Consider the following 14,485-nt stretch of genomic DNA (forward strand, 5'->3'; position numbering starts at 1 on the left):
TGCCGCGAAATCAGTCGCGGTCTGCGGCGAAAACGCAGACACAGTCTTTTCAATCCGCGCAAAAGCAATATCCTGTGCGACGCGGCGGGAAAATGCTGTGATCATATCGGCTGGGGAGAGAGACGATGGGCTGGATGAGCGATGAGACCGGGCTGGAAAAATGCGCGGCAAATCATGTGGCGCTGACGCCGCTGTCCCATCTCAGACGCGCGGCCCGGGTCTTTGCCGGTCGCACGGCTGTGATCTACGGCGCGCACCGGGTGAGCTATGCGGAATACTATGCCCGCTGCAGCCGCCTTGCCTCGGCACTGGCAGCGCGCGGTGTGGCCCCGGGCGATGTCGTCGCCACCCTGATCCCCAACCTGCCCGCGCAGGCCGAGGCACATTTTGGTGTGCCCGCCTGTGGCGCGGTGCTGAACACGATCAACACGCGGCTCGATGTGGATACGGTCAGCTATATCTTTGACCATGGCGAGGCCAGGGTTGTGCTTGTCGATACGCAGTTTCTGGACCTGGCCGAGGCGGCGCTGGCCCGGATGGATGGAACACCGCCTCTGCTCATCGAGGTGGCCGATCCGGCCGCCGGTTACCCGGCCACCGGGCGGCACCCCGAATACGAAGAGTTCCTGGCCTCGGGGGATGCAGGGTTTGACTGGATCATGCCCCGGGACGAATGGGAAAGCCTGTCGCTGAACTATACGTCCGGCACCACAGGCAGGCCCAAGGGCGTGGTCTGTCACCACCGCGGGGCCTATCTGATGACGATGGGTACGGTGGTCAGCTGGCAGATGGTCCTGCGGCCCGTCTACCTGACCATTGTGCCGCTCTTTCACTGTAACGGCTGGAACCACACATGGATGATGCCCATGCTGGGCGGAACAATCGTGTGCTGCCGTGATATCACCGCAGGGGCAATCTATGACGCCATCGCGGACGAAGGCGTCACGCATTTCGGCGGCGCACCAATTGTGCTGAACATGATCGTGAATGCCACAGAAGCCGACAGGCGCAGCTTTGATCACGTTGTCGAGGTCTTTACCGCAGGCGCGCCACCGGCGCCGGCCACCCTGTCCAAGATCGAGGCACTGGGGTTCAATGTGACCCAGGTCTATGGCCTGACGGAAACCTATGGCCATGTCACCGAATGCCTGTGGCGCGGCGAGGACTGGGACGCGCTGGACAAACCCGCGCGCGCTGCGGTCAAGGCGCGCCAGGGCGTGGCCTTTCCGATGATGGAGGACATCACCGTTCTGGACGGGGAGATGCAGCAGGTCACCCGGGACGGTGCAACACAGGGCGAGATTATGATCCGCGGCAATTCAGTGATGAAGGGGTACTACAAGAACCCCGAAGCAACGCGCGAGAGCTTTGCCGGTGGATACTTTCATTCCGGCGATCTGGCCGTCCAGCACGATGACGGCTACATGCAGATTGCTGACCGCGCCAAGGACATCATCATCTCGGGCGGGGAGAATATCTCTTCGGTCGAGGTCGAGGGCGTGCTGATGGAACACGACGACGTTCTGCTGGCGGCTGTGGTGGCAAAACCCGACGAGAAATGGGGCGAGGTGCCCTGCGCCTTTGTCGAGCTGAAACCCGGGGTTGCCGGCGATGCCGCGGCACTTATTGCCTTTTCCAGACAGACGCTTGCCGGGTTCAAAGCGCCAAAGCAAATCGTCTTTCAGGAACTGCCAAAAACCTCGACCGGCAAAATACAAAAGTTCGAACTGCGCAAACTGGCCAAAACTCTCTGACGCGGCGCGGCATTGCCGTTTCGCACAGGCCGCGCGGGTGCTAGACTGCCTGCGAGTGGGAACGGGCAGACATATCCGCAATGACGGCTCTGACGAAATACGCAAGGATCGAAGCAAGCGGTCTGTGGCGCGCGTCGCTACAGGACCAGCGCCGTGAGGTGGTGGTCTCGATTGGCGAGGCAACGCTGACCATTGCCGATATGCAGGACCGGCCCGTCACGCACTGGTCGCTGGCTGCAATCCGGCGCGCCAATCCCGGCAAGCGCCCGGCGGTCTTTCACCCTGATGGCGATCCGGGTGAGACGCTTGAACTGGACCCGTCAGAAGCCCAGATGATCGACGCGATTGAACAGTTGCGCCGCGCGGTGGAACGCGGGCGGCCCAGGCCGGGCCGGCTGCGCTGGGTCGGAATGGCGGTATCTCTGGCGCTGGTCGCGGCGCTCGCTGTCTTCTGGCTGCCCGGCGCGCTGGTCAATCACACTGTCAGCGTCGTGCCCGGGGTGAAACGCGCGGAAATCGGTGCCGCGCTGATGACCCGCATTGAACGCATGACCGGTCCGGCCTGTTCGGATCCGGCAGGCATACGTGCGCTGAGCAAACTGCGCGCGCGGCTGGGCACCGGACCGATCAGCCTGATGCCGGGCATCATCGGCACCAGCCTGCATCTGCCTGGCGGCAGGATCCTGATGGACCGCGCCCTCGTCGAGGACTACGAGGAGCCGGATGTCGCCGCAGGCTTTGCGCTGGCCGAGCATACGATGGCGCGCCGCTCCGACCCGCTGCGCGATCTGCTGGAAGCCACCGGGACATGGTCGAGTTTCCGACTGCTGACCACCGGGCGGCTTGAAGGCGAAATCCTGGACGGATACGCCGAACAGCTGCTGACACAGGAGCGCGGCACCCCACCGATGGACGGCCTGGTCGAAGCCTTTGACGCGGCCTCTGTCCGCAGCACCCCCTATGCCTATGCCATAGATATTACAGGCGAATCCGTCCTGCCTCTGGTCGAGGGAGACCCGATGTCGGGCAGGCAGACGGTCGCCCTGCTCAGCGATGCTGACTGGCTGCGTCTCCAGGGGATCTGCGGCGGCTGAGGGCGATCACCTGTCGCTGTCGCGTTCACGCATCGGCGCTGTGAGCGACCAGGTCTGCTGCATTTTGCGGTGTCCCTCCAGCGTCTGTTCGGCGCGGCGCGGGTTCATGCGGCCATCCGTCCAGGCTTTGCGGTATCCTTTGGGCACTTTCACCGGCCGGTAATCGCGGCGCTCTGCCCAGACATGGCGCGGCAGGACTCTGTCCCTGTCGCCAACACCCAGCTCTGATGCGGTCTCTGGCGTGACCACGACCCCCACCGGCGCCGAAGGTGCGCTGCGTGTCACAGGTTTCTTTGCCGACACCGGCACCATTGCGCGGACCGGCCGGGGCGTGGGCCGGGTGACCTGAGCCGGGGCTGTCACGGGTGCGGCAGCAACGGCGGCAACAGACAACGGTTCGGCCTGAGCGGGAGCCTCCTGCACCTGTGGGGCCGGGGCGGCGGCAGCCTGTGTGCTGGCCGGGGGCAGTTGCGGAACCTCGATCACCACTTCGGTGCCGCGCGGGATGATGACATTTTCTGTGACAGGGGCAGCTGTTGCCGCCGTCGCAAAGGTTGGCGCACGGCCACAGATATGCTGGCGGTTGCGGTCAACGCGCGGTGCCCAGCGAACAGCATCATCAATTCCGATCCGCGTAAAAACGCATCCGGTGCTGTCCACAAACTGAGTTCCGGTGAACGACACAGGCGGCAGTTCACCCGGCTGCACGCTCTGTTGCGCGCTGACCCCTGCTCCAGAGAAAGCAAGGCAGAGCGCCACACCACAGACCGCAACAGTTCTGGTAATTTTCATCATTGCCCCCACAAGATGTGGAGACGATGCCCGAACACGGGCGGCTTAGCAAGATGAGAGCCGCCACAGCGCAGCGGTGCGGGTGGTTATTTGGTCCCGAACATCCGGTCACCTGCATCCCCGAGGCCCGGAACGATGTAACCGATATCATTCAGGCGTTCATCCACCGCTGCCGTTACAATCGGCACATCGGGGTGCGCCTCTTTCATACGGGCGATTCCCTCAGGGGCGGCCAGCAGACACAGAAAGCGGATGTTCGTGGCACCGGCTTTTTTCAGCAGATCAATGGCCGCGATCGAGGAATTGCCTGTCGCCAGCATCGGGTCCACCGCGATCACAAGGCGGTCGTCCAGCCCCTCGGGGACCTTGAAATAATACTGAACCGGCTGCAGCGTTTCCTCGTCCCGGTAGAGACCCACAAACCCGACACGCGCCGAGGGGATCAGCTCCAGCACACCATCCAGCAGCCCGTTGCCCGCGCGCAGAATAGAGATCAGCGCGAGCTTTTTTCCGTCCAGCGTCGGCGCATCCATCGCCTGCATGGGCGTCTCGATCTGTTTTGTTGTCATCGGCAGCCCGCGCGTCACCTCATAGGCCAGCAGCTGGCTGATCTCGCGCAGCAACTGACGGAAAACAGCTGTCGGCGTTTCCCTGTCCCGCATGATGGTGAGTTTGTGCTGGACCAGCGGATGGTCAACGACGGTCAGATGATCGGACATGATTTCTTCCTTGCAGGTTTCATTTCCTTTAGACCTGAACGGGGCAGTCCCGCAAGAGACAGGCGCGGTGATCAGGCCGGAACCGCAACACCCAGATGCCGGGCCACCAGACCGGCCACATCCGTAAAGCCCATCTGCCCCAGCGCGCCCTGCCCGGCACCGGCAACCAGAACCGGCACACGCTCGCGGGTGTGGTCTGTACCGCTCCATGTCGGATCGTTACCATGGTCTGCCGTCAGCACCATGATATCCCCGGGTCTGAGGGAATCGACGATCCGGGCAATTTCGCCGTCGAACCACTCCAGCGCGCGCGCATAGCCTGACACGTCCCGCCGGTGTCCGTACAGGCTGTCAAACTCCACAAAATTCGCAAAGGTCAGACTGCCGTCCTCCGCCGTTTTGACCGCATCCGCCAGATGCTGCATCAAAACCGCATCGGGACCTTTACGGACATCATCAATCCCTTCCATGGTGAAAATATCACCAATCTTTCCAATAGCATGAACCGCTCTGCCTGCCGACTGAACCCAGTTCGTCAGGATCGGTGCCGGGGGCCGTATGGCATAGTCGCGCCGGTTGGCTGTGCGTTCAAACCCCGTCTCGGGCGTGCCCCTGAACGGACGTGCAATCACCCGGCCCACGCGCATTTCATGCAAGGACGGTGCCAGCCGCGCGCAGAGGTCCAGCAGGGCCTCCAGCCCGAAGTATTCTTCGTGCGCAGCAATCTGAAACACGGAATCCGCGGAGGTATAACAGATGGGATGCCCGGTCCGGATATGCTCCGCACCGTGTTCTGCGATGATGGTCGTGCCAGAGGCATGACAGTTGCCCAGAATGCCGGACGCGCCCGAAATCTCGCAGACGCGCGCCACCAGATCAGCGGGAAACGCCGGTGTCTCATCCGGAAAATAGTACCAGGCCCAGGGCACCGGCAAACCGGCCAGTTCCCAGTGACCCGAGGGCGTGTCCTTGCCGCGCGAGACTTCGGTGGCCGCGCCCCACTGCCCTTCAGGCTCCTGGCCCAGTCCCGGCGCGGTTAAACCGCTGGCCAGTTCCAGTGCCCGCCCCAGCCCCAGCCGGTCCAGACACGGCATCTGCAAGGGCCCGCTGCGCCCCTCCTCTGCCTCGCCCGCAACACAGGCCCGGGCGATGTGGCCCAGGGTATTAGCGCCACTGTCCGGGCGCGTGCCGTTGAAAAACTGGTCCGCATCCGGCGCGCCCCCGATCCCGACGGAATCCATCACAACCAGAAAAGCGCGGCCCATCAGTCAATCCTTTCGTGAATGAGTGCCGGGAGCATCGCAGGCGCGGTATCGTCTATACGCATTGCGGCGCGCACCGCGGCTGCGGCGGCATCGGCGGCATCCGGGCGCGCAGCGTGTACAACACCCAGCGGCTGACCCCGCGCAACCGGGTCTCCAAGCCGCAGCAGACCGGTCAGCCCGACCGACGGATCAATGCGGTCCGTCTCGACACGCCGCCCGCCGCCCAGGGCCACAACCGCAAGCCCCAGCGCCTCGCCGTCAATTGTCCCGACAAACCCGTCCTGTGCTGCCCGGACCTCGCGGATGACAGTCGCTTCGGGCAGAAAACGGGCCCGGTTTTCCAGGAACTGAACAGGCCCGCCCATCGCTGCCACCATTTTTGCAAACCGTTCAGCCGCACGGCCATCGCGTACAGCGGCATCAATGGCATCCGCCCCGGCCTGCACGTCAGATACAAGCCCGGCGTTGGACAGCAACACACCGCCCAGAGCGGCAGATATCTCGATCAGCGGGCCGCGCACCTCACCTGTCAGAACGTGTAGCACCTCTGCCACCTCAAGCGCATTGCCCAGCGCAGGGACCAGCGGCTGGTTCATGTCGCTGATCACAGCCGTCGTCGGGCACCCGGCAGCATTGGCGGTACTGACCAGCGCGCGCGCCAGATCACGGGCTGCATCAGTGTCTTTCATGAAAGCACCGCTGCCGGTTTTCACATCCAGCACCAGCCCGTCGAGTCCGCCTGCGAGTTTCTTGGACAGAATGGACGCACAGATCAGATCGAGACTGTCCACGGTCGAGGTTACATCCCGCACCGCATAAAGCCGCCTGTCCGCAGGAGCGATACCAGCGCTGGCACCCACGATCGCGCAGCCCGCCGCCGCAACTGTCTGACGAAACCGCGCCTCGTCCGGCTGAGTAATCAGACCCGGGATCGCATCCAGCTTGTCCAGGGTGCCCCCGGTGTGCCCGAGGCCGCGCCCCGAAATCATCGGCACATATGCCCCGCAGGCCGCCAGCGCCGGTGCCAGCAGCAGCGACACACAGTCACCGACACCGCCGGTCGAATGTTTATCCAGGACAGGCCCGTCGAGATCCCAGGCGAGTACCTGGCCGCTGTCGCGCATGGCAAGGGTCAGTGCCACGCGGCCTGCCTCGTCCAGACCACGCGCGCAGATGCCCATGGCAAATGCCCCGGCCTGGGCGTTGCTGACCGATCCGTCGGCCAGCCCCCGCGCCATCCATCGCAGATCTGCCGGCGTCAGCGGCACCCCATGCCGTAACCGGCCCAGCAGAGAACGCGCGTCGCTCATCTCAGCCCGCCATATGCGCGCTGTTGAAAACACCGGGCAGCAGGTCGCCCACGGTTGTCTGTTGCTCCTGTCCGCCGGTTGTCGCCATGGTCACCACAACGCCCGCGCCTGCAAACTCCGCCAGTTTCTGACGGCACCCGCCGCAGGGTGTCACCGGCTGCGGCGATCCGGCAATCACATAGGCCTCTGTCAGCTCCGTCTCACCCGCAGCGACCATGGCGGCGATGGCACCCGCTTCAGCACAGGTCCCTTCGGGATAGGCCACATTCTCGACATTGCAGCCAACATAAACGGTCCCCGAAGCGCCGCGTACCGCCGCGCCGACCCGGAAACCCGAATAGGGTGCATGTGCGTTGTTGCGCACGGCTGTCGCCGCCTCTCTGAGGGTCATGGCGATGTCTCCTGTCACAAGTTCCAGGCCCCAGCCTGTCGCCCGACGCGCGCCATTGCAAGGGCGCGGTGTTAAATTACGGTCTGAACGGGCGTTGTTTCAAAAACCCCCGGCAGGGAAACTTCCAGCAGTTCCAGATCCGGGCTCAGATCATCATAGCGAACAGCCATACCGGGTGGGATGACAAAGGCATCCCCTGCCTCAAGGCTGTGCGGCGCCCTGCCATCTGCGTTCAGGGTCATCCGCCCCTCCATGACAAAGGTAAAAAGGATGTCACTATCGTGCACACTGGCAGGCACCTCTCCCTCCCCGGGCCGGACCACATGCACACCCGCCACATTGCCGGTATGCGCCGCAATCGTGGTGTCGCGGCTGAGAAAACCGGGAATGCGGAACGGTGCCCAGACCGCCTCCTCTGCCCGGTGGTGCACAAACCGCTGACCCTGAAACAGACGCGCCGGGTCTGGCGGGCCGTTGGGCAGCTCCATCTCATGATCGATTGTAGTGACATGCTCCGCAGGCACACCGATCTCGATCACCTCGATATTGTCTGATGCAAAAAGCACCCTGTGCCGGATCTCCGGCGGCTGGATCACACAGTTGCCCGCCTGCAGGCGAAAGGGCTCTCCCTGATCCTCATAAACCAGATCAACCCAGCCCCGGTAACAAAAGATCAGCTGAAACCCGACCGTGTGGTAATGCACCATATCCGACACCGGCCCGCCGTCGGGAATACGGATATGGCTCGCAATGATTGACCCGCCCAGCCGGTCGGGGATCAGATCACGGTAATGCATGCCAGCACGCCCGATGATCCAGGGCGCCTGATCCGCCAGACGGCGCACCACAAAACTGTGCACCGTCTCCGGCATCACCAGGGGCTCGTGCAGCGGCGCAATCTCGACCCGGGTGCCATTGGGGGCGGTCAGCCCGCGCGCACCTTCCGCAAACCTGTCCGGATCTTCCGTCAGTATACGCAGAACGCCGGGTGGGTTTTGCGCATCCCTGTCGATCCGCACCCGCAGACCATGGCCTGAAAACACAGCTACCGACGGGTCATCCGCCGGATAGATCATATCCATCCGCATCCCCAGCACTTTGGTAAAAAACGGAATGTCTTTCCGCAGATCACCTGTCGGCAGCAACACCTCGGCTCTGATCTCAGCCATATCACCCTCGCAGTTATGCGCGCAGACTGCGCCGCACCCCGGGGTTTGACAAGAGCGTGCCCCTTCTTCTGGCCGGAAATATCCCGGGGTGTCTGAGGGGCAGCGCCCCTCAGCCGGTCACAGGCCGCCCCGCGCGCTCTGATCACAATTGCGCCGCCCGGGCCTCTGCCGGCGAACTACGCCTTGGCGCTCCGGCCCGGGTCGTTTAAGGCTGAACCATATCCGGAAATACGGGAGAGGACATTCCATGAGCGACACCAGCAACCTGCGCCAGGCGGCCCTCGACTACCATGAATTTCCAAAACCCGGGAAACTGGAAATCCGCGCCACCAAGCCGCTGGCCAATGGCCGGGACCTGGCACGCGCCTATTCACCCGGCGTGGCAGAGGCCTGCCTGGAGATCAAAGAAGACCCTTCGGCTGCCGCCCGCTATACCGCACGCGGCAATCTTGTCGCCGTTGTCTCCAACGGCACCGCAGTGCTGGGCCTTGGAAACATCGGGGCGCTGGCCTCCAAACCGGTGATGGAAGGTAAAGCTGTTCTGTTCAAGAAATTCGCCGCCATCGACTGTTTTGACATTGAGGTCGATGAAACCGACCCCGAAAAACTCGCCGATATCGTCTGCGCGCTCGGGCCTACCTTCGGAGCCATCAACCTTGAGGACATCAAGGCGCCGGATTGTTTTACCGTTGAACGGATCTGCCGCGAACGCATGAATATCCCGGTGTTCCACGACGACCAGCACGGCACCGCCATTGTTGTCGGTGCCGCCGTAAAGAACGCGCTGCATGTGGCGGGCAAGAAATTCGAAGACATCAAAATCGTCTCGACCGGCGGGGGCGCGGCGGGCATTGCCTGTCTGAACATGCTGCTCAAAATGGGGGTGAAACGCGAAAACGTCTGGCTGTGCGATATCAACGGTCTTGTCTACGAAGGCCGCGAGGTGGACATGAACCCGATCAAATCGGAGTTTGCCCAGGCCTCTGACCTGCGCACCCTGGGTGATGTGATCCCGGACGCGGACCTCTTTCTGGGGCTGTCGGGCCCCGGTGTGCTGAGCCAGGACATGGTCAGAAAGATGGCCAAAAGGCCGATCATCTTTGCGCTGGCGAACCCGACACCCGAAATCCTGCCCGATCTCGCGCGCGAAGTGGCACCAGACGCCATTATCGCCACGGGCCGGTCTGATTTTCCCAATCAGGTGAACAACGTCCTGTGTTTTCCCTTTATTTTCCGCGGTGCGCTGGATGTCGGTGCGACCACGATCAACGACGAGATGCAGCTGGCCTGTATTGACGGGATTGCCGAGCTGGCGCGTGCGACCACTTCGGCCGAGGCTGCCGCTGCCTACCAGGGTGAAGAGCTTACCTTTGGTGCGGACTATCTGATCCCAAAACCCTTTGACCCGCGCCTTGTGGGGGTTGTGTCCTCGGCGGTGGCGCGGGCCGCAATGGAAACTGGTGTCGCCACCCGGCCCATCGAGGATCTGGAGGCCTACCGTCTGAAACTCGACGGCTCGGTGTTCAAATCGGCCCTCTTCATGCGCCCCGTCTTTGCCGCCGCCCGCAGTGCCACCCGCCGCATTGTCTTTGCCGAGGGCGAGGACGAACGCGTGCTGCGCGCAGCCCAGGCCGTGCTCGAGGAAACAGTGGAACGCCCGATCCTTATCGGCCGCCCGGACGTGATCAACAGCCGCCTGGAACGGGCAGGCCTGACCATAAAACTGGGTGAACACGTGGATCTGGTGAACCCCGAAAACGATCCGCGCTACCGCGACTACTGGGAAACCTATCACCACCTCATGGCGCGGCGCGGCATCACGCCCGATCTGGCCCGCGCCATCATGCGCACCAATACCACCGCAATCGCCTCGGTTATGGTGCATCGCGGCGAGGCCGAAAGCCTGATCTGCGGCACCTTTGGCGAATTCACCTGGCACCTGAATTACATCAATCAGGTGCTGGGCCAGGACGGCCTGCATCCGGTCGGCGCGCTGTCGATGATGATCCTGGAGGACGGCCCCCTGTTCGTCACCGACACCCAGGTCCACCTGCACCCCGATCCGCAGCAGATTGCCGAGATTGCCATCGGTGCCGCGCGCCACGTGCGCCGCTTTGGCATTGAACCGCGCATCGCCTTCTGCTCGCAGTCCCAGTTCGGCAACAAGGGCGAGGGCACAGGCGGGCGCCTGCGCGCTGCGATCCGCCTGCTGGACGAGGGCAACTATGACTTCTGCTACGAGGGCGAGATGAACATCGACACCGCCCTCGATCCCGAGCTGCGCGACCGCATTCTGCCCGGAAACCGCATGCAAGGCGCCGCAAATGTGCTGGTCTTTGCCCATGCAGATGCGGCCTCCGGTGTGCGCAATATCCTCAAGATGAAAGGCGGCGGGCTGGAAGTCGGCCCCATTCTGATGGGCATGGGGAACAAGGCGCATATCGTGTCCCCCTCGATCACCGCGCGGGGCCTTCTGAACGTCTCGGCCATCGCCGGCACGCCGGTGGATGTCTACGGCTGATCCCGTTTCAGGCGGACAGCTGCTGCCTGACTGTGCATCTTTCGCGCCCGGCAGGCCAAAGCAATGTGCGAGGGGTTGCCAGACCCCCCGCATCCGCTACCTTCAGTAGTACAAAACTGCTGTCCCGGCGGAGGAAACCGAATGCGCTCCAGATATGCCCTCGTCCTGACGATGCTCCTGCTGGCGGCCTGTGGCACGGTCACGTCCCAGGAAACATCGACCATCCGGTTTGAGGGCGACGACTATCTGCTGCGCACCCAGACCATCGATCAGGGCGGCAGGTCATATACCACATCGCATGTACAGGTTCTGAACCGCTGGTACCTGTGCATCCCGGACAGCCCCGGGGACTGCCAGTCTGCCGTGCGCACCGGGTTGCGCGAATACTCACTGCGCTGATCCGCAGCGCCGGGCATCTGGCCGCGAAATCGCCCCCGACAGCGCACAGACCCGGCGGGCCGCGTGAAACTGACGCAGGTCTTGCGCGCGACCCGTTCCAGGGCGTAACCATACCCCAGCAATGCGACCGGGGGAGGGACTGCCGTGAATTACCGTGAAACCTATCGGGCGAGCCTGGACGATCCTGAAACCTGGTGGATGCAGGCCGCAGAGGCCATCGACTGGGACCGCAAACCGCAAAAGGCGCTGACGGATCTCGGGGACAGTCTCTATGAGTGGTATGCCGACGGTATGGTCAACGGCTGCTGGAACGCGGTGGACCGGCACGTGGCCGCCGGGCGCGGCACGCAGGCCGCCATTATCTACGACAGCCCGATCACCGGAGCGAAATCCACCATAACCTTTGCGGAACTGCAAGGCCGGGTCGCCTCTCTCGCCGGGGCGCTGGTCGCTCAGGGTGTGGGCAAGGGTGACCGTGTCATCGTCTATATGCCGATGGTGCCCGAGGCGCTGGAGGCGATGCTGGCCTGTGCGCGCATCGGTGCCGTCCATTCTGTCGTCTTTGGCGGGTTTGCTGCCAATGAACTGGCCGTGCGCATCGATGACTGCACGCCCAAGGCCATTCTTGCTGCCTCCTGCGGGCTGGAGCCCGGGCGGGTGGTGAAATACAAACCCCTGCTCGATGGCGCAATTGAACTGGCCGATCACAAACCCGACGTCTGCATCATTCTGCAGCGTGAGCAGGAACGCGCAGAGCTGATCCCCGGCCGCGATCTGGACTGGCACGCAGCCCGGCAGGGTGTCACGCCTGCGGACTGTGTCCCGGTGGAGGGCAATCACCCTGCCTATATCCTCTATACCTCCGGCACGACCGGCGCGCCCAAGGGCGTGGTCCGCCCCACCGGCGGCCATCTGGTAGCCCTGCATTGGACCATGAAAAACATCTATCAGTGCGATCCGGGTGATGTGTTCTGGGCTGCGTCAGATGTGGGCTGGGTCGTGGGGCACAGCTATATCTGCTACGGCCCGCTCATTCACGGCAACACCACGGTTGTGTTCGAGGGCAAGCCCGTGGGCACCCCGGATGCCGGCACATTCTGGCGCGTGATCTCTGAGCATAACGTGCGCAGCTTTTTCACCGCCCCCACGGCCATCCGTGCCGTCAAGCGTGAAGACCGCAAAGGGCTGGAGCGGCAGAAATACGATCTGTCCTGCCTGCGCGCGCTTTATCTGGCCGGGGAACGGGCCGACCCCGACACCATCGAATGGGCGGGCGACATTCTGGACGTGCCGGTTTACGATCACTGGTGGCAGACCGAAACCGGCTACACCATCGCGGGCAACCCCGCAGGGCTCGAGGCGCTGCCCGTCAAGATCGGCTCACCCACCGTGGCCATGCCCGGCTATGACGTGCAGATCCTTGACGAGGCCGGACACCCGATGAAACCCGGAGAACTGGGTGCCATCGCCGTGAAACTGCCCCTGCCGCCCGGCACGCTGCCCACGCTCTGGAACGCCACCGAACGGTTCCGCAAAAGCTATCTGACGACGTTCCCCGGCTATTATGAGACCGGTGATGCGGGCATGATCGACGAGGACGGGTATCTCTACATCATGGCGCGCACCGACGACGTGATCAACGTGGCCGGGCACCGCCTGTCCACCGGTGCCATGGAAGAGGTCCTGGCCGGTCATCCGGATGTCGCCGAATGCGCCGTCGTGGGCGTGTCGGATGCGCTCAAGGGCCAGTCGCCTCTGGGACTGCTGTGCCTGACCACAGGCGTGAACCGCCCACATGACGAGATCACAGCCGAATGCGTGAAGCTGGTGCGTGAAAAGATCGGCCCGGTGGCCGCGTTCAAAAACGCCCTGGTGGTGGACCGGCTGCCCAAAACCCGCTCGGGCAAGATCCTGCGCGCCACGGTGGTCAAAATCGCCGATAACCAGGACTTCAAAATGCCCGCGACCATTGATGATCCGGCCATTCTGGATGAAATCCGCGCCGCCCTCAAAACCATCGGCTACGCGCAGGAAAGCTGAAAACAGGCCCTGCCCAGAGCGATCAGACCACCCCGGGCTTTCGGGGATTGGCGCGGTTTCGGCGCCAATCCTCAATCGCCCGCGTCATTGTTTACACCCCTTTCGCGCCCCGGTGGAAATCCGTTCACGTTTTTGTTTACCGCTGTGTAAACTTCTTGTTTCCCCGCGCCCGACCAGTCCTTTTGCATTTACATAAAAATGTCAAAAATGGGACGAAGTAAGGGAAATAAATGGTATACAAAAGTGTTATTGCCGCCGCCGCTCTGCTGTTTGCAGCGCCCGTGGCCTCCTTCGCAGGGACAGTAAACCTCGTAGATGATGTCTACTACCTGACGGATTACAACATCGGTGCCGCGTCGAACCCGCGCACTTTCTACAGCAACCACGTGACCGGCAGCGGTGTCAGCATCCACTGGTCCGCTGACCGGCAGAGCCGCTTTGTCGTCGAGGGCGAAAAAGCCACAATGACCGGATCGGCAAAGAACACGGGCGCTTCAGGCCTGACCTTTGATTTCGAACTGAGCTTCACCCGCTCCGGCCCCGGACCCAAAGGTGCCTACTGCCAGTTCCTGGGCAGGATCGACCAGGGCTGTGATGACGACAACACCAAAGAACTGATTGCTGCCGGTGATCTGGACCCGACCGCCTGGGACTATTTCAACCTGGACATGGGCACGATCACAGGTACCGGCGATCTGGCGGGCTATGCCTGGGCGCTGACCAACAACAGCGGTCACCAGACACAGGCCGGTGCCAGCGCCAATGCGCTGCTGCTGGATGGCGCGCTGGGTCTGTCGCTGTGGTATGACTACACGCTGATCAGCGCACCTGACCAGCAGGCTTCGGCCTTTGCAGCACAGTCCGTGCCTGCATGGTCTGTCCGCGAACGCGGCAAAGGCGACATCAACGCCGACCTGATCCCCACGCCGCTGCCCGCAGCCGCGTGGATGCTGATCGCCGGTGTTGCCGGTCTCGGCGCGATGGGGCGCAAAAAACGCAAAACGGCCTGAGACCACCCGCACAGGGCCGAC

Annotated in this window: 12 protein-coding genes; 6 read left to right on the top strand and 6 right to left on the bottom strand. The window is 63.0% G+C overall.

The window, feature by feature from the left end; all coding sequences use genetic code 11:
- Positions 1 to 125 precede the first annotated feature (125 nt).
- Together Q1A34_RS15875 and Q1A34_RS15880 are read left to right on the top strand one after the other, a co-directional pair.
- Positions 126 to 1,754 (top strand): AMP-binding protein, encoded by a 1,629-nt coding sequence (locus Q1A34_RS15875; protein ID WP_300036275.1) that lies wholly within the window; start codon positions 126 to 128, stop codon positions 1,752 to 1,754.
- A gap of 80 nt (positions 1,755 to 1,834) precedes the next feature.
- Entirely contained in the window at positions 1,835 to 2,848 is a 1,014-nt protein-coding gene (locus tag Q1A34_RS15880; protein WP_300036278.1) for a hypothetical protein, read from the top strand.
- A gap of 6 nt (positions 2,849 to 2,854) precedes the next feature.
- Here the strand turns inward: Q1A34_RS15880 and Q1A34_RS15885 are convergent, their stop codons facing one another.
- The 6 genes from Q1A34_RS15885 to Q1A34_RS15910 all read right to left on the bottom strand — a co-directional run bounded on the left by Q1A34_RS15885 (position 2,855) and on the right by Q1A34_RS15910 (position 8,494).
- Positions 2,855 to 3,640, bottom strand: coding sequence for a hypothetical protein (locus Q1A34_RS15885; RefSeq protein ID WP_300036281.1), 786 nt, complete (start codon positions 3,638 to 3,640; stop codon positions 2,855 to 2,857).
- Between the two features lie 86 nt (positions 3,641 to 3,726).
- The gene (gene upp / locus Q1A34_RS15890; protein ID WP_300036284.1) at positions 3,727 to 4,359 is read right to left on the bottom strand and encodes a uracil phosphoribosyltransferase; all 633 of its coding nucleotides are present in this window, start codon (positions 4,357 to 4,359) and stop codon (positions 3,727 to 3,729) included.
- Between the two features lie 71 nt (positions 4,360 to 4,430).
- Positions 4,431 to 5,624, bottom strand: coding sequence for a phosphopentomutase (locus tag Q1A34_RS15895; RefSeq protein ID WP_300036287.1), 1,194 nt, complete (start codon positions 5,622 to 5,624; stop codon positions 4,431 to 4,433).
- Positions 5,624 to 6,934, bottom strand: coding sequence for a thymidine phosphorylase (locus Q1A34_RS15900; protein WP_300036290.1), 1,311 nt, complete (start codon positions 6,932 to 6,934; stop codon positions 5,624 to 5,626). The genes Q1A34_RS15895 and Q1A34_RS15900 overlap by 1 nt, the downstream gene beginning before the upstream one ends.
- A 1-nt stretch (position 6,935) precedes the next feature.
- Positions 6,936 to 7,325, bottom strand: coding sequence for a cytidine deaminase (locus tag Q1A34_RS15905; RefSeq protein ID WP_300036294.1), 390 nt, complete (start codon positions 7,323 to 7,325; stop codon positions 6,936 to 6,938).
- Positions 7,326 to 7,396: 71 nt separating this feature from the next.
- Positions 7,397 to 8,494, bottom strand: a complete 1,098-nt coding sequence (locus tag Q1A34_RS15910) for a cupin domain-containing protein (RefSeq protein WP_300036297.1) — start codon at positions 8,492 to 8,494, stop codon at positions 7,397 to 7,399.
- A gap of 247 nt (positions 8,495 to 8,741) precedes the next feature.
- Here Q1A34_RS15910 and Q1A34_RS15915 point away from each other — a divergent pair, with 247 nt between their 5' ends.
- The 4 genes from Q1A34_RS15915 to Q1A34_RS15930 all read left to right on the top strand — a co-directional run bounded on the left by Q1A34_RS15915 (position 8,742) and on the right by Q1A34_RS15930 (position 14,464).
- On the top strand, positions 8,742 to 11,015 hold the full coding sequence (locus Q1A34_RS15915) for an NADP-dependent malic enzyme (RefSeq protein WP_300036301.1): 2,274 nt from the start codon (positions 8,742 to 8,744) through the stop codon (positions 11,013 to 11,015).
- A gap of 141 nt (positions 11,016 to 11,156) precedes the next feature.
- Positions 11,157 to 11,414: a hypothetical protein gene (locus Q1A34_RS15920; protein ID WP_300036304.1), complete on the top strand. Its 258-nt coding sequence runs from the start codon at positions 11,157 to 11,159 to the stop codon at positions 11,412 to 11,414.
- Positions 11,415 to 11,558: 144 nt separating this feature from the next.
- A complete protein-coding gene (locus tag Q1A34_RS15925) occupies positions 11,559 to 13,454 on the top strand; it encodes a propionyl-CoA synthetase (RefSeq protein WP_300036307.1) in 1,896 nt (631 codons plus the stop codon).
- 230 nt (positions 13,455 to 13,684) lie between these two features.
- Positions 13,685 to 14,464 (top strand): VPLPA-CTERM sorting domain-containing protein, encoded by a 780-nt coding sequence (locus tag Q1A34_RS15930; protein ID WP_300036310.1) that lies wholly within the window; start codon positions 13,685 to 13,687, stop codon positions 14,462 to 14,464.
- Positions 14,465 to 14,485 lie beyond the last annotated feature (21 nt).

Origin of the sequence: uncultured Roseobacter sp., from assembly GCF_947491795.1 — a bacterium.
GTDB lineage: Bacteria > Pseudomonadota > Alphaproteobacteria > Rhodobacterales > Rhodobacteraceae > Roseobacter.

What these genes read in the sequence shown, in the direction of transcription:
- Q1A34_RS15900 (WP_300036290.1), bottom strand. Translation starts at nt 6,934, where the DNA reads ATGAGCGACGCGCGTTCTCTGCTGGGCCGGTTACGGCATGGGGTGCCG.
- Q1A34_RS15915 (WP_300036301.1), top strand. Translation starts at nt 8,742, where the DNA reads ATGAGCGACACCAGCAACCTGCGCCAGGCGGCCCTCGACTACCATGAA.
- Q1A34_RS15880 (WP_300036278.1), top strand. Translation starts at nt 1,835, where the DNA reads ATGACGGCTCTGACGAAATACGCAAGGATCGAAGCAAGCGGTCTGTGG.
- Q1A34_RS15910 (WP_300036297.1), bottom strand. Translation starts at nt 8,494, where the DNA reads ATGGCTGAGATCAGAGCCGAGGTGTTGCTGCCGACAGGTGATCTGCGG.
- Q1A34_RS15885 (WP_300036281.1), bottom strand. Translation starts at nt 3,640, where the DNA reads ATGAAAATTACCAGAACTGTTGCGGTCTGTGGTGTGGCGCTCTGCCTT.
- Q1A34_RS15905 (WP_300036294.1), bottom strand. Translation starts at nt 7,325, where the DNA reads ATGACCCTCAGAGAGGCGGCGACAGCCGTGCGCAACAACGCACATGCA.
- Q1A34_RS15875 (WP_300036275.1), top strand. Translation starts at nt 126, where the DNA reads ATGGGCTGGATGAGCGATGAGACCGGGCTGGAAAAATGCGCGGCAAAT.
- Q1A34_RS15920 (WP_300036304.1), top strand. Translation starts at nt 11,157, where the DNA reads ATGCGCTCCAGATATGCCCTCGTCCTGACGATGCTCCTGCTGGCGGCC.
- upp (WP_300036284.1), bottom strand. Translation starts at nt 4,359, where the DNA reads ATGTCCGATCATCTGACCGTCGTTGACCATCCGCTGGTCCAGCACAAA.
- Q1A34_RS15895 (WP_300036287.1), bottom strand. Translation starts at nt 5,624, where the DNA reads ATGGGCCGCGCTTTTCTGGTTGTGATGGATTCCGTCGGGATCGGGGGC.
- Q1A34_RS15930 (WP_300036310.1), top strand. Translation starts at nt 13,685, where the DNA reads ATGGTATACAAAAGTGTTATTGCCGCCGCCGCTCTGCTGTTTGCAGCG.